The following is a 20,816-nucleotide window of genomic DNA, read 5'->3' as shown; positions in this document are numbered from 1 at the left end:
CTCCCCGCTATAAGTCTTCTCAACACTCCTCTTCCTCTGCGCTAACCTCCGCGTTTCTCTGCGTTTAAAAAGTTTATGGCTGTGTCTTTACAGGTTTTAAATTTCTCGCTTTATAGAATGTTTCTAAACTATCGCGATCGCCAACAAAACGCCAGTGCCAAGGCTCATAACTCACACCTTGAACATTATCTTTAGGGAAAGACATCTCAAAACTAAACCGAGCTGCGTTAGCTTGGAGCCATGCAAAAGCCTTAGTTTTGTCAAAAATAGCTTGGAGATTTGTTGTTGGTGCTGTACCATCGCCAATATCTACAGCGTAACCTGTGTGATGTTCACTATGTCCAGGAGGAGCGCTCAAAGCTGCTCTTTGGGAAGGGGTTTGATTGCGTTGAGCGCCAACCGCAAAAAACAACTGCTCTTGCTCTTTGACTGAACGAAAACCCGAAACAGGCAGTAAAACTACACCTTCACGCCGCGCAGCTTGTGCCATTGCTTGGAACCTTTGAGCAGCAGTTTTTCGCATACGGATACGTCCATCAGCACTAATTGGAGCTAATTCTGACTGAGGTGCTTCTGAGTAAGACAAATGCCCAAGTACAGTTTCAGGATCAGCCGAATTACTACCTGTCGGTGTGGGTGTAGCCACAGAAGTAGCTGGTGCAGGTTGAGACTCAGCTGTTTTTTTAGGGGTTGTAACAAAAAATATAAACCCGCTAATAACCGCTAATACAACAAAGGCGCTGATTCCTCCGAGTATGAAAATTAGACGTTGCAACCTTTGTTGAGGTGTAATACCGGGAGTATCCCGTACAGCTACTGGGATATCATCACTCAGGTCATCAAATGAGTTGTGCGAATCTTCAGAAAACCCAGCTTTATTCAAAGGACAGCTCCTGCTTTTGTGAAACTTTTATTGAAATTTTAGACTTGATAAAAATAAACTTATTGGGTAGCATTTTACATCTATAATTCTTAGGCGCAACATTGGTAAATCTCCTAGAACTATACGTCAAACTTATAGGGTTAGTCTTAGTAGGTTTTTTTCTGGGACGCAAACTACCTAATACAGTTCCTACCCGCTTGGGTCAATGGCTTTTCTGGGTGGGAGTACCGATAAGTATAGTATCTTTCTTACGGCAAACTGACTTATCAGGACAAATTTGGATTGCTCCCGCGATCGCCTACCTTGCCATTTTACTAGGTGCATTTTTCGCTTGGCTAGGAATCAAAGGACAGACATACTTAAGTAATACAATACCGCAAAAATCTACCCAAGGTAGTCTGTTCCTAGCAGCTATGATAGGTAATACGGGTTACTTAGGTTTCCCTGTCACCTTAGCAATGGTAGGCAAAGAATACTTTGCTTGGGCGTTATTTTACGACTTATTAGGGTCTTTTCCTGGTGCTTATGCGTTAGGTGTAGCATTAGGCGCTCATTTTGGCACGCATCAAAATCATAATCAGTTCACCCAAGTAGCCAGAGCTATTATAATTAATCCCGCCTTGTGGAGTTTCGGCTTCGGCTTACTATTTCGCCAAATAGCAATTCCCCCAATTTGGGAATTTAGCTTAGATAAATTTGCTTGGAGTACAGTAGCCCTATCGCTAATATTAATTGGGATGCGTTTAAGTAAACTTAATTCTTGGGGCAACCTACCACAAGTAGGCATCAGCTTAGGTATAAAAATGCTGATAGTTCCCCTAATTTTAGGTGGTATTTTACCACTTTTAGGATTAACTGGGCCAGCCGCCAAAGTTGTTCTCCTACAAATGGCTATGCCTCCAGCCTTCGCTTCCTTAGTAATAGCCGAAACCTTCAACCTAGACCGTAACCTCGCAGTCACCACACTATCACTAGGATTTATCTTATTACTCCTAACACTGCCCCTATGGTTATGGTTGTTTTGACAGTTGTTATTCTTCTACGTCTCCCCCACCTCTCTCATCTCCCCCCACTCCCTCATCTCCCCAGTCCCTCACCTTCCCCATAAACAAGACTGACCCACCTTAGCCAATAAATCTGCGGGGTTGGTGTGTTCGTAATGTTCAAAGGGCTGATGAATCCAGGGGTTATCAGGGAGATAATCGACGTAGTAATCTGGCTTAAATACCGAACAAGCTTTATACCAAACTACGGCTGTGCGAATTTCTTTGATGGCAAAATCACTATATTCTTGCAACCAAGGGATAGTTTCTTGGAGTGTGATTCCAGAGTCTACTAAGTCATCAACTAGGAGAATGCGGGAACCTAAACTTTCGGTGGTCATTGTTGGGTGACGAGAAAGGATTAAACTACCCCTTGCTTGCTGACCTGCACCACTGTAAGAAGATGTAGCTAAAATTGCTAAGGGTTTGTGATAGATACGAGAAATGATATCTCCTACTCGTAGCCCACCCCTGGCTAGACAAACAATTTGCTCGAACTCCCAGGTAGATTCATAAATCTGAGCAGCCAGTTGCTCAATTTTATAATGATACTCTGACCAAGAAACGTAAAGGTCTGGCATAAGGTAGGTAAGTTTTAGGTAATACTAAAGGCGATCGCAATATTTTAATATGAGCGCAAGGTATTATGAATGACCCTACTGCTGATGGTTATACTCACAAGGCTCAAGATAGTCAAAAACTACCTTTCCTGACCAAGTTGGCTTATGGTGCTGGAGATTTAGGCCCAGCTATTACCGCTAATATTTCCATATTCTTCCTGTTAATTTTCTTTACAAACGTTGCTGGGATACCGGCTGGTTTAGCTGGCAGTGTGTTAATGATTGGAAAAATTTGGGATGCAGTCAACGACCCTTTTGTGGGAGTGTTGACAGATAAAACCAAGTCTCGACGGTGGGGTCGTCGTTTACCTTGGATGTTTTACGGGGCAATTCCTTTTGGAATTTTCTTTTTCTTACAGTGGATTGTACCGCGATTTAGTAGTAACCAAGGTAGCAACGTTTGGGGTTTATTTTGGTATTACGTATTGATTGGAGTGTTATCTCAAGTCTTTTATACAGTAGTGAATTTGCCTTACACCGCCCTCACCCCAGAACTCACCCAAGATTATGACGAACGCACCAGCTTAAATAGTTTTCGCTTTGCCTTTTCCATTGGTGGCAGTATTTTATCCTTGATATTAGCGCAAGTAGTTTTTTTGCAAGTAGCTGACCAGCAACAACAATATATAGTTTTAGCGGCAATCTGCACAGTCATTTCTGTAGCATCATTGTACTGGTGTGTATTTGGAGTGCGCGATCGCGTCTTGGCATTTGAAGCAAAACGTATCCAAGCTGAGGAAGCTGTATCGATTCCTTTTATTGAACAAATAAAAATCGTCTTCAGCAATCGTCCATTCTTATTTGTAATTGGAATATACCTGTTTTCTTGGTTAGGAGTACAAATAACCGCCAGTATCATCCCTTTCTTTGTGATTTACTGTATGTCTCTGAAAAACTCAGATGTACCAACAGTGATGGTTGCAGTTCAAGCAACTGCCTTACTCATGTTATTTGTCTGGACTGCCTTAAGTAAAAAAATCGGCAAGAAAGTAGTTTATTTTCTCGGAATGGCTTTGTGGATTATCGCTGCTTCTGGACTATTTTTCTTGCAGCCTGGGCAAATAGGTTTAATGTATTTGTTGGCTATCATGGCAGGGTTTGGCGTATCTACAGCTTATCTAGTTCCGTGGTCAATGATTCCCGATGTCATCGAATTAGACGAACTGCAAACTGGACAACGCCGAGAAGGTGTCTTTTACGGCTTCATGGTTTTATTGCAGAAATTCGGTTTAGCTTTTGGTTTATTTTTGGTAGGTAATGCCTTACAAGCAGCAGGTTTTAAAGAAACTTTACCCGGACAAACTATACTCCCAACACAACCAGAATCGGCACTTTTTGCCATCCGTATCGCCGTAGGGCCTTTACCAGTCATCTGTTTAATTGGCGGGCTAGTCTTAACCTACTTCTACCCCATCACCCGCGAAATGCACGCCCAAATCATGTTGCAACTCCAAGAACGGCAGCAAAGGAAGGAATCAGTTGACAATTGACAGTGGTTAGTAGTTCTTTCTCCTCATCTTCCCCTACTTCCTCATCTCCCCCCACTCTCCATTCTCTACTCCCTACCCAAGACTCTAGCAATAACCTCAACCAACTCAGTAGGCTCTACTGGCTTAGATAGGTGTGCTTGAAAGCCTTCTGAGATGGCTCGTTCCTTGTCTAATTGTCCAGCATAAGCTGTCAGTGCGATCGCCGGAATTTGTCCACCTTCTTCTGGTGATAAGCTTCTAATTTGTTGCAATAGCATATAGCCATTGATTTCGGGCATACCGATGTCTAGTACCAATACATCGGGTTTTGATTCTATCAATGCTTGCAGTGCTGTAAGTGCTGATTTGGCCTGTGTAACTTCTGCACCAGAGGTTTGCAATACAAAAGCAGCCAGTTCTCTAGAGTCAGTTTCATCATCTACTAATAAAACTTTTACCCCATCTAACTCTGCGGGATTTTGAGGTTGTGCGGTATCTTCAGTTATCTGGTTGCGAACCTGCATTAACGGTAGTTTAACAGTGAAGGTACTCCCTTTGCCTTCACCTAGACTCTGTGCTGTAACTGTACCACCGTGCATTTCTACTATATGTTTAACAATAGCTAAACCTAGCCCCAAGCCACCAAAGTTTCTAGTACTCCTACTGTCGGCTTGGCGGAAACTGTCAAACACATAAGGGAGAAAATCTGTGGCAATTCCTATACCTGTATCGCTGATTTGAATCTGAGCATATGTACCAACTTTTGATAGACGTATCTCTACACGCCCTCCGTTGGGTGTGAATTTAACGGCATTTGCTAACAAATTCCAAACTACCTGTTGTAAGCGGGTAATGTCTCCCAAAACCGAACCTATGTTCAAACCGACTACGCTGTAAAGTTGAATTGATTTGGCTTCTGCTGCTAACCGCACGGTTTCTAAGGCGGCGGAAATTGTAGTTTTTAAATCTACAGGGGAAATATTTAGCGTTAGTTTACCCCGGAGAATTTGCGAAACATCTAACAAGTCTTTAATTAATTGCGCCAACAAATTAGCATTACGCTCAATAATTGCTACGCCTTCAATAATTTTTGTTTGGCTCAAGTTTTGCCTAGTGATAATTTTAGCCCAACCCAGGATAGGATTGAGTGGCGATCGCAATTCATGGGATAAAATCGCCAAAAATTCATCTTTGATGCGGTTAGCGGCTTCGGCTTGAGCGCGTGCCGTTTTTTCCCGTTCCAACAATTCTTCTCGTTCTTGTTCGGCTTGCTTACGCTCGGTGAGGTCGATGACAAAAGCTATACCATCAGATTGGGAGTCTTCGAGAAAGGCACAGGCAGTCAGGATAGGTACAAGTTTACCTGTTTTGTGTATGTAATACTTCTCAATAGGAGCCGAAAACCCAAACTGCCGTAACTCATCCAACACTTGCAGATTTATCTGTTTGCTTGCAGGTGGAGTGATTTTTTGCCAGTCTACAGCACCAGCTTGCATTTCCTCTCGCGTATAGCCAACTAACTGTAGATAAGCATCATTTGCTTCTATAACTTTGCCATCCAAATTCCAAAAAGCGATGCCAATAACATTAGATGCAAACAACCATCTAAATCTTGTTTCGCTCTCTTGTAATGCTTTTTGAGCTAATTTGCGCGATGTAATATCTTCAATAATGCCATCAATTACCTGACTGCCAGCAATAGTAGTAAAAGTTTTACTAATCCTCACCCAAATTGTACTGCCATCTACACGATGTAATAATACTTCGCGATCGCGGGCATTGCCATTTTGTTTGAGTGTTTTTAAGACTTCCTCATAGTCTCCGGGACGGAAATAAGGTTCCAGACTTCCATCCTCTGGGACTTTTTTTAAGGACTCTAACCCTAGTAAATTCAAAAATGCGCCGTTAGCTTCTAATAAAAAATTATCTGCTGTGAGCCTATATACTCCCACATTAAGTTGGTCGAGTAAAGTTTGAAAACGCAATTCTAACCCTGTAACTTTGAGGCGAGTTGCCGTCCGCTCCATTGCCAAGCGCACAGCTACAGGTAAGCGCATATAATGAGTGGGCGATTTAATTACGTAATCATCTAAACCAGATTTCATCGCCTCCACTGCAACTTCCTGTGAGCCACTGTTAGTAAACATAATCACAGGTAACTCAGGATAACGATTTTTAAATTCTCTCAAAACCGTAATCCCATCATTCCAGCGCAATTGATAATCGGTAATTACTACGTCAAGTTCTCCTGTTGATAATGCTTGCTCTAATTCTTCAGCACGAATTACTTCCTGAATAAGCAAATCACTAAACTCTCGTTCTAAGGCATGAATTGCTAGCAAGCGATCGTGAGGATTATCATCAATTAGAAGAATACGTAATACCATTTCACCAATAGAATTATTTACTCAAAATTTAACTGTGGTTTTTCATTCAAAGAAATCCAGTGCCGATTTAGAATCTCGACAATTTCAACTAAGTCATCAAAAGCAACGGGTTTAACCATATAAGCATTTACCCCTAAATCGTAAAGACGATTAATGTCTAGAGACTGGCGGGAAGCAGTCAATACCACCACAGGTAGACGCTTTAAGCCGGGTTGTTGACGTAACCACAGCAAAACCTCATCTCCAGAACGACGAGGAAGTTTCAAATCAAGTAAAATTAGGACTGGTAACGGGTAAGTATGGCGATCGCTATATGGTTTCTCCCCAGATAAATACAACACAGCTGCATCGCCATCATTGACTATTTGTAGTGGGTTAGTAATTCCCACCTTGCGGAAAGCCCTTTGGATCAGCAGAATATCGGAGGGGCTATCCTCCACTAATAAAATTGTTGTCTCTGCTGCAAAGCTATCCATTCTCCACCCACTTACCTATTAACCGGAATCAAACAGCCAAAAAAGCAGTCCATGATAATTTTTGAGCAATTCAATTTTTTTGTCTTCTCTCTGTAGAGAGTGCTGAGTAATGTTAGCGGTAGCGGCGCGTTTAGCGCGTGCTGAGTAAGGAGTAGAGAGTGGATAATGGACAGTGAACTTAACCTGTCAACTGTCAACTGAACGTGAAATTATGCAGGCGAATAACTAAGGATTAGGTTAAATTTGAATGACTCTTATGTATGATTGAATACATATCATCGGCAATGCCAATCTCCCATTACTCAATTGTGATTCTGGGCAATGCTCCAGAAGATAGATCACTCTACTGCGATTACTTAAGTCAGGACACTCTAGCTAGCTATGATGTAGTGGAGATAGAGACAGGATTAGAAGCACTGGTATATCTATCTCAAAACAAACCAGATTTAATACTGTTGGACTATCAATTCTTAGATGTAGATGGATGGGAATTTCTTAATCAGTTGAGATGGCAATTTGACGGCTGGGAAATGCCGATGATTTTGTTAATCGGGCAGAAAGATGAGAGGTTAGCTGTTCAAGCTATCAAAAGTGGTGTCTCGGACTATTTAGTTAAGGAAAATCTCACTTGTATTAGATTCTGCCACACCGTTTATTCTACATTAGAAAAAAGCCGTCTAAGACAACAACTAAAAGATAGCGATCGCCAATATCAACAAGCACTAGAAGCCCTCAAAGCATCAGAAGCGGAACTCCAAGGGTTGTTTAAGGCAATAGTTGATGTAATTTTGGTGGTAGATAGACAAGGCCGTTACCTTAAAGTTGCCCCTACAGGTGCAGATGAGCTTTACTTACCACCTGAAGATTTAATTGGTAAAACAGCCCATGAAGTTTTACCTACTCACCTCGCAGATAAATTTGTCAATTTGATTGGGCAAACTTTAGCTACACAGCAATCCTCAGAGTGCGAATATAACTTACAAATCGGCAATAAAGAAATTTGGTTTCATGCCAATGTTGTACCCATTTCATCAGAAAATGTGATTTGGGCTGCACGAGACATCACCGCAGCCAAGCACAACCAAATCATTAGCCAACAGGCAGAAAAGGCATTTGAGGATAATCAAATCATCTTGCAGATTGTCATGGATAGTCTACCTATGGCAATCTTTTGGAAAGACTGCAATAATCGATTTTTAGGTTGTAACCGCCAACTGCTATTAAATGCTGGACTATCTTCGGCAGCAGAAATTATTGGCAAAACAGATTTTGATATGCCCTGGCGGGAATATGCAGCACATTATCAAGCAGACGATCGCATCGTTATCGAGTCAGGTCAACCTAAATTTAATATTGAAGAACCTTTGACAAGAGGTGACAAGCAAACGATTTGGTTACGCACCAGTAAAATACCTCTGTGCAACTCTGATAAGGAAATTATTGGCGTTCTCGTCAGTTGTGAAGATATTACCGAACGCAGAGAAATTGAACAGGCTCTACAAGAAAGCGAACGACGCTATGCAACTTTAGCAGCATCAGCCCCCGTTGGTATTTTCCGCAGTGATTTAAAGGGAAATTGTTTGTATGTTAACGAGTATGGGTGTTACATTTCTGGATTAACTCCCCAAGAAGCAGTCGGCTATGGCTGGGTTAAAGCCATACACCCAGAAGACCGAGATATGGTGTTGGTAGAATGGTATTGGTGTATCCAAACAGGCCGGACTTCTAATTTAGAATATCGGCTTGTACAACCGAATGGGACAGAAATCTGGGTATTTGCGCAATCAGTTCCAGAAAAAGATTTAGAAGGCAGAGTGACTGGTTATGTGGGAACCATCACTGATATTACTAGACGTAAACAAGCAGAAGATGCTTTGCGTCGTAGTGAACAACTATATCGCACTTTAGTAGATAACTTTCCCAATGGTGCGGTTGTGTTGTTTGACGATGACTTACGCTACCTGCTAGCCGGCGGTTCTGGACTTGCTAGTGTAGGTTTGAGCAAGGCAAAAATGGAAGGGAAAACCCTTTGGGAAATCTTTCCGCCAGAAGTATGTGCAAAGATCGCCCCTCTGTGTAGGCAAGCATTGGCGGGAGAATCAGTAGTTGCGGAGATTCCTTATGGCGATCGCCACTACATTAGCCATTATATCCCTGTACAAGATGAGCAGGGTAAGGTGATTGCAGGCATCACTATGACCCAAAATATCACCGAGCGTAAAAAAGCAGAACAGGAACGCGATCGCCTGTTGCGAATTTTGGCAGAACAAAATCAGACTTTAGAGGCACAAGTCAACCAACGCACATTAGAACTGCAACAAAGTAAGGAACGCTTCCGCAATCTTGTGGAAACTTCTAGTGATTGGGTATGGGAGGTTGATGAATTTGGAGTTTACACCTATGCCAGCCCACAAATCATTAACCTTTTAGGATATACCCCTGAAGAAGTTTTGGGCAGAACTCCATTTGATTTAATGCCGCCAGAAGAAGCACAAAGAGTATTGCATGAGTTTATGAAATTCGTTGCCAAACAAGCTCCTTTTCAATGCTTAGAAAATATCAACATTCATAAAGATGGGCGACTGATTACTTTAGAAACAAGTGCAGTTGCGATTTTTGATGTAGATGGAAAATTTTGTGGCTATCGCGGCATGGATCGGGATATCACTGTACGTAAACTCTCAGAAGCCGCTTTACGCGAAAACGAAGCGCGGTTTGAGCGCATTGCTGCCAATGTTCCTGGCGCAATGTATCAATATATTCTCCATACTGACGGCTCCCATGAATTTACATATATAAGCGATCGCGCTCCAGAAATTTTTGAACTAAAGCCTGCCACAATTATGGAAAATGCAAATGTGTTATGTGCTTTAGTTAACTTAGATGATATCGGCTCATTCCGCAAGTCGATGGCTCATTCAGCTATTTCTTTACAGCCAATGTCTTGGGAAGGAAGATTAATTACTCCATCTGGCTGCCTAAAATGGATACAATGTATGTCCCAACCAGAAAAACAACCCAACGGTGATATTTTATGGGATGGATTAATTATTGATGTTAGCGATCGCCGACGCAAAGAAATAGAAAATAAACGTCTTAAAGAGCGTTTAGAATTTGTCCTTTCAGCTAGTCCGGCAGTTATTTATACCTGCCAAATCTCAGATAACTTCGCCGCTACCTTTATCAGCGATAATGTACAGCATATTCTCGGCTATACGCCAGAACGATGGCTCACAGAACCAGATTTCTGGGTAAATCGCATCCATCCAGACGACTTAAAAAATGTTTTTGCCGAACTAGAAAATATTGAACAACAGGAATATCACCTCTATCAATATCGCTTCCTGCATCAAGATGGTAGCTACCGTTGGATAGAAGATGAATATCGTGTTGTGCGAGACAAAGCAGGGAAACCTGTAGAAATTATTGGTTATGTTGTTGATATCAGCGAACAGCAAGCCGCACTACAGGAGCGTGAACTGGCTCAAGAAGCTATGCGACTGAGTGAAGAACGTCTACTATTAGCCTTGGAAGCTTCTGGTGATGGCTTATGGGACTGGAATATTACAACTAACGAACTCTACCTTAGCCCTCAATGGCTAGGAATGTTAGGTTTTGAGGTGGGAGAATTACCTAGTCATTTCAGTACATGGGAAAGATTGGTTCACCCAGAAGACTTGCCCTATATGTTAGAAAAACTTCACGCTCATCTTCAGGATGCCTCCATACCCTACAAACTCGACTATAGAGTCCAAACTAAAGAAGGTGAATATAGATGGATTGCTAACTATGGTAAAGCAGTAGTTCGAGATGAAGATGACAAAGCCCTACGAATGACTGGTACTCATCGAGACATTTCCGAGGCCAAAAAGACCGAATCAGAACTACGCCAAGCTAACGAAAAATTAGCCATATCCAACCATGAACTCGCCCGTGCCACCCGCCTGAAAGATGAGTTCCTAGCTACCATCAGCCACGAACTACGCACCCCACTAAATGCAATTCTAGGTATATCAGAAGGTTTGCAAGATCATGTGTTTGGAGTCATCAATGAGAAACAAAGACGGTCATTGCAAACCATTGAGCGTAGTGGCAAACATTTGCTGGAATTAATTAACGACATTTTGGATTTATCCAAAATTGAAGCAGGACAGATGGAGTTACATTATGCTCCCATAACTATCAACTCGCTGTGTCAATCAAGTTTGACATTTATTAGCCAGCTAGCATTTCAAAAACGCATCCAGCTTGAGGTAAAGATTCAACCCCATCTACCCGATTTAATGCTGGATGAGTTGCGTATCCGTCAGGTTTTGATTAATTTACTTAACAATGCGGTCAAATTCACACCTGAAGGTGGAAAAGTTACCTTAAAAGTAACTCACGAACGAATTATCACCCAAACACAAGCAACACCTCTGCAAGATGTCATTCGCTTTGCTGTTATTGATACAGGTATCGGTATCGCTGCGGAGAACATCAAAAAACTGTTTCAACCTTTTATCCAAATTGATAGTGCCTTAAACCGCCAATATAACGGCACTGGTTTAGGTTTAGCTCTCGTGAAGCGAATTGTAGAAATGCACGGTGGCAAGGTAGGTGTAAGCAGCGAACTTGGTGTAGGCAGTTGCTTCACTGTTGATTTACCCTGTACTGGAGTCTGCGAATTTTCGCCTGAGTCTGTAAATCAAGTATTACCTGAGCTAAATTTTACTGTAAATGAAAGAGTAGAGCATTCACCGCTAATTTTGCTGGCAGAAGATAGCGAGGCGAATATTTTTACTATCTCTGGATATTTAGAAACAGTAGGATATCGGGTTATATTAGCGAAAAATGGTCATGAAGCGATCGCCCTCACCAAAGCCCAAATTCCCAACTTGATTTTAATGGATATTCAAATGCCAGGAATTGATGGTTTAGAGGCAATCAAACAGATTCGATTAGATAAAAACTTTGCCAACATTCCCATAATTGCCTTGACAGCTTTAGCAATGCCAGGTGACAAAGAAAAATGTTTAGCAGCCGGTGCAAACGACTATCTCTCCAAACCCATCAAACTCAAGCAACTAGCAGCTGTCATCAAGAAATTTTTAGCCGCAAAGCAGTTGACAGTTGACAGTTGACAGTTGTTAGTAGTTTTTTCTCCCCCCACTCCCTCATCTCCCCCCACTCCCCACTTCTCAACCCACTGCTTTCGGTAAGGCAATCCAAAAACGGCTACCTTTGCCTAGTTGTGATTCTACTCCGCAACTACCACCCATTTTTTCTAAGGCTTTACGCACAATGGCTAAACCAATGCCAGTACCAGGATAAATTTCTACACCATGAAGTCTTTCAAATACACGAAAAATCCGTTCTTGGTGTTCTGGTGCAATGCCGATACCGTTATCTATTACCCAAAGTTTTACCCAACTTTTCCCCTCCTGCAAATACTCTTGAGAATATATCTTTACTACAGGCGAGACATCTGGCTTAACAAACTTAATTGCATTATTTAACAAGTTGATAATCACTTGCCCCAATGTAGCGGGGTGAGCCATGACTGATAATAGAGGAGTATCTACTGTAACTTGTGCTTGGCGTTCTTGAATTTGTGGTTCTATTTGTTTAATTGCCTGATGAACTACAACATTCAAGTCAGTAGGCTGCATTTGAATTTCGCTACGACTAAGACGGCTGTATGCTAACAAGTCAGTAATTAATGTATCCATTTGCATCGCACCATCTGCTATGTAACGCAGATAACTTTGTCCAAAGGTATCTAGTTGATTGCCGTAATCTTCTAGTAATGCTTGAGCAAAGCCTTGCATGGTGCGTAGTGGCGCTCGTAAGTCGTGAGAAACTGAGTAGTTAAAAGCTTCTAAATTTTGATTAGCTTCTTGTAGCTCAATAGTACGTTGTGCAACACGTTGCTCTAGTTTCTCTGCGTATTTTTGCAGTTCTTGACGCAGTTGCGATTGTTGAATGGCGATCGCCAATTGTTCTGCAACTTCCCTCGCCATCTGCTGATTTTCTTGATTAAAAGCGTCTACTCCAATACTTGCGAGGCTAAGTTCACCAATTAAATTCTCCTGCACCCGCATCGGAACTGCTATGTAACTATGCACTCCGGCGGCTAACAGTCGCTCTAAAATTATTGGACGTTGTTCTAAAACAGCAATATCTGGAATTAAGCGCAGTTGTCTTTGTTGTAAAACTGCGATCGCGGCAAAGTCTTCTATTCGTAGAGTAATACCTTCATCTAGTTGAAAAACATCATCGTTATTAGCTCTAATTACTTGAGCCGTGCCGTTTTCAAAATCGAACAGGACAACAAACGCTTGTTGACAACCAGCTATTTTACGTAATCTTTCAAGGGCTTCTCGTATAATTTGAATATCAGGTGCGGCAGATAAAATTGCTCTGTCAATTTCATGTAAGTCAGCCAGACGTTGAGCAGAACGTTGAGATATTTCTGATTGTTCAAGGGCAGTTCTTAGCGCATGTTCATAAGTTTTTGATACCTGGAAAATCTGTCTTTGAATAAAGGAAGCAAGAATAAAGCCGATGACCAAAGTTAGAATTAAGCTGGTGGCACTCACCTGTTGCGTTGTCTGACGGACAGTATCACTGCGTTCATTTCGCAATTGTTCTTCTACGGCAATAAAAGCTGTGATGTGTTGGCGCATGGAGACCATTTGTTGCTCACGCACCTTAAACACAGGCAAAGGTTCAACTTCTCCTCGTCGTCGCCGTTCCACAGCCAAGGCAATCATTCTATCCCACTGTTGATATAACGATATAAGTTCCTTGAGTCGTTGCGTTTGGCTAGGATTATCAGCAACTAGATTTTTTAGTTTCTCAAAAGCAGCATCAATTGCTGGACTAGATTCTATGTAGGGTGCTAAAATATCCAATTCCCCTGTAAGAATATAGCCACGCGATCCTGTTTGTATATCTAACAGTAGCTTTTGGGTGCGGTAGGCTTGACTAATTACCTGATCTGTGTGATCTACCCACTGCATCGCTGATATTAGGCGGTTAACTTGCCACCAAGATACCCCAGAAAACGACAATAACAAAACACTAGGTAAAACGATCGCTCTAGTCAGCTGACGTTGAAATATCACTCTAGCAATTTGCAACAGCATATTTACTATGCTAATTGGTTTTGTTAGTTATTAGTCCATAGTCAAAAGTCAAAAGTCAACAGTTTTTCTCCCTTCTGCCTCTAATTCGATTTAACTGCGATATCTTCAAAATCTGTTAGTGCAAAAGCAAACTCACGAAAGGCAACTTTAATTAAGTCTTCTTTCATAGTTTTCTTTAAAGAGGTGTCGCGGATAACATCTGCTAACTCGATAAATAATAGTGAAAATATAAACCTATCTTGACGATCAACCTGTTTTAAGCAAGCTAATATAAACTCATACAACTCTGTCTTTCTGGGTTTGCTTTGTTCGTCCCAAATCTGCAACCCAAGACGGAAGGTTTTTAAGCGTATCTCATCAATGTTATAAGAAGCGTCTTTGTAGCGGACTGATACGCGCTGGGGCATTTCCATAAGTTGAGCATATAAATTCACTGTATGTTGTTTATTCAGGCTTATCTAGTCACATCAGGAAAAATATCAAATGAATTAAGAAAACGTCTTAAATAATTTTGGCAACCTATTTGTTATATGCGGCTAAGGACGCACATTTGTGCGCCCCTATTAGCTCAATTTTGAGTTGATGTAAGTTAAGTTTCCTTAACGTCGTCCACTTTGAATTTTGTCAAAGATAGCGCCGTCATCAAAAAATTTCTTCTGTATAGTGTCCCAACCGCCTAAGCTTTGTACATTGTAGAGTTTGGAAACTTTGGGATATTTTTTCTCTACTTCTTTGGCTACACCAGAGTTAACTGGTCTAAAACCAACTTTAGCAAACTCGCGTTGCGCTTCTGGAGTGAAAAGAAACTTGACGAAAGCTTCGGAAACAGCACGACTACCGCGTTTATCTACAACTTTGTCAACAACGGCAACTGGGCCATCTATGGAGATGTTGACTTGAGGAACAACGTAGGAGGGTGATGTTTTTCCTTGTTGTGCAGCGAGGATAACTTCGTTCTCGTAGTTTAGTAGGACATCACCTTGACCTTTTTTGTAAAAGGCATCGCTGGCTTCCCGTGCATCTTTAGGTAATACAGGCACATTTCTATAGACTTTGGTTATATAGTCTAGAGCTTGCGCTTCATTACCTCCATTTTTAGCGATCGCGCCCCATAATGCCAAGAAGTTCCACCGCGCACCACCGGAAGTTTTCGGGTTGGCTGTAATGACTTTAATTCCCGGTTTAGCTAAATCACTCCAATTTTGAATCTTCTTGGGATTTCCTTCTCTAGTTTCTATCGCCACTACCGAACGAGTCACAATAGAATTGTTGGGTGCTTCTCTTTCCCAACCGGGTTGAATTAATCCAGCTTTCTCGATTTTTTTGGTGTCTAGCGCCAGTGCTAAAGCGACTACATCAGCCTCTAAACCATCGATAACAGCACGAGTTTGAGAACCTGAACCACCATAACTCTGCTTAATAACTACATCTTGACCCTTTTCTCGCTTCCATTTAGCAACAAATTGAGGGATGATTTTTTCGTAAGCAGCTTTTGTTACTGCGTAGGAAACTAGAGTAATTTCAACCTTTTTTCCCCCTTGGCTAATTAGTTGCGTCTTCTGGTTTGCCGATGCAGGTTGGGAATTTGTGACAGCAAATGGCATTAAAGCACTTAAACCCAAGCCTGCTGCTAACACTAAAGCAGATGGTTGGCTTAGAGTTGTCTTCCATTTAGTAGATATGGACTTTTTTGCCTCGGCAATTGATTTGAGCCTTGATACAATTTTAGGTGTCATGGGATGTGTTTCACTGAGTAGCTAACTGCGATTAGTCGATGCAAATTCCAGACAAAGACAATGTAAATTCGGGGCAATAAGAGTACTAAATACTACAACTTACTGCTCCGTTTTTTTACTGTTAATTTACGGTATGTCTATCGTAAAACGACGTTATAAAAAAGTAAAGTGATAAACAAAATTTCGGAATATACGAATATTTGAACTATTAAATGGCGATCGCTCTCCTGATACCATTAGAAGCTGTAAGCTTTGCTAGAGAAGACTTTAGCTAAAAAATATCGAATTAAATTTAGTCAAATAATAATAAGTAGCTATATATTAACAGGTTACTTTGAATACAGAGTGGGAAATGCGATCGTCAAATGACACCGAAGATTAACAGCATTTTTACTTGCTAAGTAAGCTGGTAGAATTACTTCATTTACCATATTCTCTATCGAGAATGTGAAGTTTTCTTATTGTTTATGGAGTAAGTATCTGCGATTATCTATGTATCGTTAAACTGTAATATTAGTATTCCAATCAATTAACTGTAGATTAACCCGAAGGAGAATAAATGAACCTGTGGCAGCGTCCTTTAGAAAAATTGTTACTGAAAGTAGAGCAGACAATACGTAGATTCAGCTTGAACTCATTAAAAGGCTTTGTGTCACTAGTATTGGTGGGAGCGGTTTTGAGTGTAGCGTTAGCCGCCTGTACTGGTGGTAGTAATGGCAATAATACTGCCACAGAAAACCCAACTGCTAATCCTGTTGCTGCTAACAAACAAAATGTAGAATTAACCCTAGTTTCCTTTGCTGTTACCAAAGCAGCCCACGAGGCCATCATTCCTAAATTTGTCGAAAAATGGAAGCAAGAGCATAACCAAACTGTCACTTTTAAGCAGAGTTATGGTGGTTCTGGCTCACAAACTCGTGCCGTAATTGATGGTTTAGAGGCAGATGTTGTCCACTTGGCCTTGGCTTTAGATACTCAAAAAATTGAGAAAGCTGGATTAATTCAGCCAGGATGGGAACAAGAAAATCCTAATAATGGTATTGTTTCCAAATCTGTAGCTGCAATCATTACTCGTGCAGGCAACCCCAAAGGTATCAAAACTTGGGCAGACTTAGCTAAAGATGGTGTTAAAGTAATCACAGCTGACCCTAAAACTTCAGGTGTAGCACGCTGGAACTTCTTAGCTTTATGGAACTCCGCCATCAAGACTGGTGCAGATGAAGCCAAGGCAACAGAATTTGTCAGTCAAGTTTATCGTAACGTACCGATTTTAGCCAAAGATGCGCGGGAAGCTACTGATACCTTTAGCAAAGGGCAAGGTGACGCTTTAATCAATTACGAAAATGAAGTTATCCTGGCACAGCAAAAAGGCACTAAAGTAGATTATGTAATACCTGATGTCAATATTTCTATTGATAACCCCATTGCTGTGGTAGACAAGAATGTCGATAAGCATGGCATTAGAGAAGTGGCAGAAGGCTTTGTCAAATTCCTCTACACACCAGAAGCACAAGAAGAGTTTGTGAAATTAGGATTTCGTCCAGTAGACGAAAAAATAGCTCAAAGCAAAGAAGTAGCAGATAAGTTTCCCAAGGTAAAAACTTTGGGTACTGTTCAAGACTTGGGTGGCTGGGCAGAAGTTGATAAAAAGTTCTTTGCTGATGGCGGTGTTTTTGACCAAATTCAAGCCAAAAAGAAACGGTAAATGGGTAATGGGTAATGGGTAATGGGTAGAAATTTTTCAGCAGTTACCAATTACCAATCACCAATTACCAAATGAGCTAAATATGACGTATTTTTTCATGTTGAATTGTATATGACTTTATCTCCTACTGCTGAAGCTGACAATAAAACGCCTAAATCAAAAACATTGATAAAAAAAGCGTTGAATCTGCCTTGGACTTGGCGTATTACTATTGCATATTTAACAGTGATGTTATTTGCTCCTGTAATTGCCATGTTTCTCAAAGCTAGTACAGAAACGCCCTCTGAGTTTTGGCGAATTGCTACTAGTGAGATTGCATTAGCTACATATAATGTCACCTTTGTTACTTCTTTATTGGCAGCTTTGCTCAATGGCGTATTTGGTACGTTGATTGCTTGGGTATTGGTGCGCTATGATTTCCCCCTTAAAAGAATAGTAGATGCTACCGTAGATTTACCGTTTGCACTACCAACTTCTGTTGCAGGTTTAACACTGGCAACAGTGTATAGTGATAATGGCTGGATTGGTTCTTTATTAACACCTTTAGGAATTAAAGTATCATTCACCCGTTTAGGGGTTTGGGTGGCAATGGTATTTATTTCCTTACCCTTTATCGTCAGAACAGTACAACCTGTATTGCAAGAGGTAGAACATGACGTTGAAGAAGCAGCTTGGTCTTTAGGTGCTTCCCAATGGCAAACATTTTGGAAAGTGATATTACCCCCGTTGTTCCCCTCGATTTTAACTGGTGTTGCCTTGGGCTTTTCCCGCGCTGTGGGTGAGTATGGCTCGACTGTAATTATTTCTTCAAATACACCCTATGAAGATTTGATTGCGCCAGTGTTGATTTTCCAAAGATTAGAGCAGTATGACTATTCCGGTGCGACAGTAATTGGTGTAGTTCTGCTAACAATTTCTTTGGTACTGCTATTAGGAATTAACTTGTTACAAGCGTGGTCAAGAAGATATGACAGTAAATGAGCCAAAATTACACTCATCTGGGAGTGAGAAGGGAAAAGCTAGACCTCCACAAAAAAACAGTTTTGTGCCAGCAATTTTAATTTTTGTAGCGATCGCCTATTTAGCCCTAGTTCAATATATCCCTGCACTCAACGTATTTGTGCAAGCCTTCAGTAAAGGAATAGGGCCATTCTTCGAGAACCTCACCCATAGCGACTTTCTCAGCGCCGCTTGGTTAACCCTACTATTAGCGTTAATAGCAGTACCTTTAAATACAGTATTTGGCTTATGTGCAGCTTGGGCGATCGCGCGTCACAAATTTCCCGGACGTGCTTTAGTATTAAGTATCATCGATTTGCCCTTCTCCATTTCGCCCGTAGTCGCAGGCTTAATGATTGTCTTACTGTATGGGCGTAATGGCTGGTTTGGGCCTTTGCTGGAAGCACATGATATTAAAATCATCTTTGCCTTTCCAGGGATGGTACTAGCTACAGCATTCGTGAGTATGCCCTTTGTCGCTCGTGAAGTAATTCCCGTATTAGAAGAATTTGGCAAAGACCAAGAAGAAGCAGCCAAAACTTTGGGTGCAAGTGAGTGGCAAACATTTTGGCGCGTCACCCTACCTGGTATTCGCTGGGGCTTACTCTACGGCATAATTTTAACCAACGCCAGAGCAATGGGTGAATTTGGTGCAGTATCAGTAGTATCTGGTAACATTGCCAATCAAACCCAGAGTTTACCCCTGTTTGTAGAAGATGCTTACAAGCAGTACGAAACAGAAGCAGCCTTCTCTGCGGCCGTTCTCTTAGCCTTACTAGCAGTAGTTACTCTAGTATTGAAAGAGATTGTAGAACGCAGAACCCGCATTAAGGATGTGGAGTAAATGGTTATTGGTTATTGGTCATTGGTCATTGGTCATTGGTCATTAGTCCACAGTCCACAGTCAATAGTTTTTCTCCCTCATCTCCCTCATCTCCCCCATCTCTCCATCCCTAGTTCAGTCCCTAATCAAAATAATCGGTGAGTTCAAATATGGCTAGTGACAAAACGCTTACCAATAAAAGGATTCGATTACGGATTCCTAAAGACTATCACCAGGAACCTGTAATTTCTCGCCTAGTATCAGAATATGGTTTGACTGTAAATATTGCTGCGGCGATTTTAGGAGCCAATGCTGTTGGCGATGGTTGGTTTGATTTGGATTTACAAGGTACAGATGCACAAATTAAAAGTGGGCTGAACTATCTACAAGAATTAGAGTTGGAAGTTTGGGATGAAACCAAAGTAGGTAATTGGTAATTCCTTGAGTATTACTGTTTGCAATTAAAAGAAAAACCCCAAATTCTAGGTGAATCTGGGGTTTTTTGTACAGTAGACCTCTTGCATAAATACTTTGGCGTTTGTTATTCTAATTTTTGAATAAGCGCTAATATACCTAATATTTTTTGTCTTATTTCTTTATTAGTATATTTTCCGTTTATATAATCAAAATCATTTATTTTATGATTTCCTAGCTATTCATCCCATTTAAAAAAATGACCAAATAAGCCTAAGCTGTCTCTACTATTTCTCCAATCATAATTAGTAGAACCATGTCTGGCTCTGGGACTATTGGTTTCCAATTTTTGAAGCAATGATAATCAATATTTACAGGAGAATAGTCATCACTAGCAGGAAGTTTAAAAGCGAATTTCTACACAACCCCACTAAAATCTGTGCCAAACTTTGCACCATCGGACGCTGTGATACATCCTCGCCACGCTGTAACTTATGCACCGTACCCCGCAAAATTGGCTCTTTCGACACAACTACATCATTGTTCCCCAAGAAGTCACTGAGAACGATCGCAATAACTGATAACTTCAACTCATCACATAACCTTTGCCAAGGTTCAATTTCCGCTTCATCTTTAACTAAAATCACTGCATGGGTGGCTTCCGACATAATCAAGCGGTTCTCGTCGGATATTTTTCCCCCAACATCAAAGACGAATATCGGTATATTAACTCCCCTCACTTCCTGCGCCTTCAATTGGGCGAACTCTGGCGTAAATCCAGCTTTGTATTGTGCTTTCAAATAAGCCGCTAAATCAGGATCTCGTCTAGCCGTTTCGCTGAACCAAGAACCATCGCCATCAGGACAGCCGGAAATAAAGTAATATTCCGGCGCGTCGGAAATCTGCAATAGTGCTTGTTTTAATCCCTCGCGGAAGCAAGTCTTTCCGGTATTTGCAAAGCCACATAAGACAACTTTGAGAAATGTGATTATTCGGCTACGGGCATGGCGACCTAAGTGTGAGGTGATTTTTCCTTTTGATTTACGTCAGGGTATTGCGGCTGATGTGGCGAAGGAGTTTCAGTTTTATCATCGGGATTAGAGTAATTTTTAAACGCAGAGGGGCGCGGGG

Annotated in this window: 16 protein-coding genes; 8 read left to right on the top strand and 8 right to left on the bottom strand. The window is 41.3% G+C overall.

Annotation, left to right across the window (positions count from 1 at the left end; all coding sequences use genetic code 11):
• Window positions 1-73 precede the first annotated feature (73 nt).
• The gene (locus NSMS1_RS25730) at window positions 74-883 is read right to left on the bottom strand and encodes a D-alanyl-D-alanine carboxypeptidase family protein (RefSeq protein WP_224087511.1); all 810 of its coding nucleotides are present in this window, start codon (window positions 881-883) and stop codon (window positions 74-76) included.
• Window positions 884-984: 101 nt separating this feature from the next.
• Between NSMS1_RS25730 and NSMS1_RS25725 the strand changes: the two genes are divergently transcribed.
• The gene (locus NSMS1_RS25725; RefSeq protein WP_224087510.1) at window positions 985-1,908 is read left to right on the top strand and encodes an AEC family transporter; all 924 of its coding nucleotides are present in this window, start codon (window positions 985-987) and stop codon (window positions 1,906-1,908) included.
• Between the two features lie 68 nt (window positions 1,909-1,976).
• Here the strand turns inward: NSMS1_RS25725 and NSMS1_RS25720 are convergent, their stop codons facing one another.
• Window positions 1,977-2,507 (bottom strand): phosphoribosyltransferase, encoded by a 531-nt coding sequence (locus tag NSMS1_RS25720; RefSeq protein WP_224087509.1) that lies wholly within the window; start codon window positions 2,505-2,507, stop codon window positions 1,977-1,979.
• A gap of 65 nt (window positions 2,508-2,572) precedes the next feature.
• On the opposite strand from NSMS1_RS25720, the gene NSMS1_RS25715 reads away from it, so the two are divergent.
• Window positions 2,573-4,036: an MFS transporter gene (locus NSMS1_RS25715; protein WP_224087508.1), complete on the top strand. Its 1,464-nt coding sequence runs from the start codon at window positions 2,573-2,575 to the stop codon at window positions 4,034-4,036.
• A gap of 65 nt (window positions 4,037-4,101) precedes the next feature.
• Here the strand turns inward: NSMS1_RS25715 and NSMS1_RS25710 are convergent, their stop codons facing one another.
• Complete coding sequence (locus NSMS1_RS25710; RefSeq protein ID WP_224087507.1) at window positions 4,102-6,402, bottom strand: response regulator; 2,301 nt, start codon at window positions 6,400-6,402, stop codon at window positions 4,102-4,104.
• A 17-nt stretch (window positions 6,403-6,419) separates the two neighbouring features.
• The gene (locus NSMS1_RS25705; RefSeq protein ID WP_224087506.1) at window positions 6,420-6,878 is read right to left on the bottom strand and encodes a response regulator; all 459 of its coding nucleotides are present in this window, start codon (window positions 6,876-6,878) and stop codon (window positions 6,420-6,422) included.
• Window positions 6,879-7,138: 260 nt separating this feature from the next.
• On the opposite strand from NSMS1_RS25705, the gene NSMS1_RS25700 reads away from it, so the two are divergent.
• Window positions 7,139-12,001 carry a PAS domain S-box protein gene (locus NSMS1_RS25700; RefSeq protein WP_224087505.1) on the top strand — a complete coding sequence of 1,621 codons (4,863 nt, stop codon included), beginning with the start codon at window positions 7,139-7,141 and terminating at the stop codon, window positions 11,999-12,001.
• Between the two features lie 57 nt (window positions 12,002-12,058).
• On the opposite strand, the gene NSMS1_RS25695 is transcribed toward NSMS1_RS25700, so the two are convergent.
• From NSMS1_RS25695 to NSMS1_RS25685, 3 genes are all read right to left on the bottom strand, one after another.
• The gene (locus NSMS1_RS25695) at window positions 12,059-14,008 is read right to left on the bottom strand and encodes a CHASE3 domain-containing protein (protein ID WP_224087504.1); all 1,950 of its coding nucleotides are present in this window, start codon (window positions 14,006-14,008) and stop codon (window positions 12,059-12,061) included.
• Between the two features lie 80 nt (window positions 14,009-14,088).
• Entirely contained in the window at window positions 14,089-14,421 is a 333-nt protein-coding gene (locus tag NSMS1_RS25690; RefSeq protein WP_224087503.1) for a hypothetical protein, read from the bottom strand.
• Between the two features lie 186 nt (window positions 14,422-14,607).
• Window positions 14,608-15,744: a sulfate ABC transporter substrate-binding protein gene (locus NSMS1_RS25685; RefSeq protein WP_224087502.1), complete on the bottom strand. Its 1,137-nt coding sequence runs from the start codon at window positions 15,742-15,744 to the stop codon at window positions 14,608-14,610.
• A 559-nt stretch (window positions 15,745-16,303) separates the two neighbouring features.
• Between NSMS1_RS25685 and NSMS1_RS25680 the strand changes: the two genes are divergently transcribed.
• The 4 genes from NSMS1_RS25680 to NSMS1_RS25665 all read left to right on the top strand — a co-directional run bounded on the left by NSMS1_RS25680 (window position 16,304) and on the right by NSMS1_RS25665 (window position 19,708).
• Window positions 16,304-17,449 carry a sulfate ABC transporter substrate-binding protein gene (locus tag NSMS1_RS25680; protein ID WP_224087501.1) on the top strand — a complete coding sequence of 382 codons (1,146 nt, stop codon included), beginning with the start codon at window positions 16,304-16,306 and terminating at the stop codon, window positions 17,447-17,449.
• 111 nt (window positions 17,450-17,560) lie between these two features.
• Window positions 17,561-18,430 (top strand): sulfate ABC transporter permease subunit CysT, encoded by an 870-nt coding sequence (gene cysT, locus NSMS1_RS25675; protein ID WP_224087500.1) that lies wholly within the window; start codon window positions 17,561-17,563, stop codon window positions 18,428-18,430.
• A complete protein-coding gene (cysW, locus tag NSMS1_RS25670; protein ID WP_224087499.1) occupies window positions 18,417-19,292 on the top strand; it encodes a sulfate ABC transporter permease subunit CysW in 876 nt (291 codons plus the stop codon). Before cysT ends, cysW begins: the two co-directional genes overlap by 14 nt.
• Before the next feature lie 149 nt (window positions 19,293-19,441).
• Window positions 19,442-19,708: an NIL domain-containing protein gene (locus NSMS1_RS25665; protein ID WP_224087498.1), complete on the top strand. Its 267-nt coding sequence runs from the start codon at window positions 19,442-19,444 to the stop codon at window positions 19,706-19,708.
• A 348-nt stretch (window positions 19,709-20,056) separates the two neighbouring features.
• Here the strand turns inward: NSMS1_RS25665 and NSMS1_RS25660 are convergent, their stop codons facing one another.
• Window positions 20,057-20,593, bottom strand: a complete 537-nt coding sequence (locus tag NSMS1_RS25660) for a hypothetical protein (RefSeq protein ID WP_224087497.1) — start codon at window positions 20,591-20,593, stop codon at window positions 20,057-20,059.
• Window positions 20,594-20,660: 67 nt separating this feature from the next.
• Here NSMS1_RS25660 and NSMS1_RS35180 point away from each other — a divergent pair, with 67 nt between their 5' ends.
• On the top strand, window positions 20,661-20,786 hold the full coding sequence (locus tag NSMS1_RS35180; RefSeq protein WP_263432598.1) for a hypothetical protein: 126 nt from the start codon (window positions 20,661-20,663) through the stop codon (window positions 20,784-20,786).
• Window positions 20,787-20,816: the final 30 nt, after the last annotated feature.

The organism is Nostoc sp. MS1, assembly GCF_019976755.1.
Classification (GTDB): Bacteria; Cyanobacteriota; Cyanobacteriia; order Cyanobacteriales; family Nostocaceae; genus Trichormus.
The sequence above is the reverse complement of the archived record's forward strand: the minus strand, read 5'-3'. Positions and strand labels throughout refer to the sequence as shown.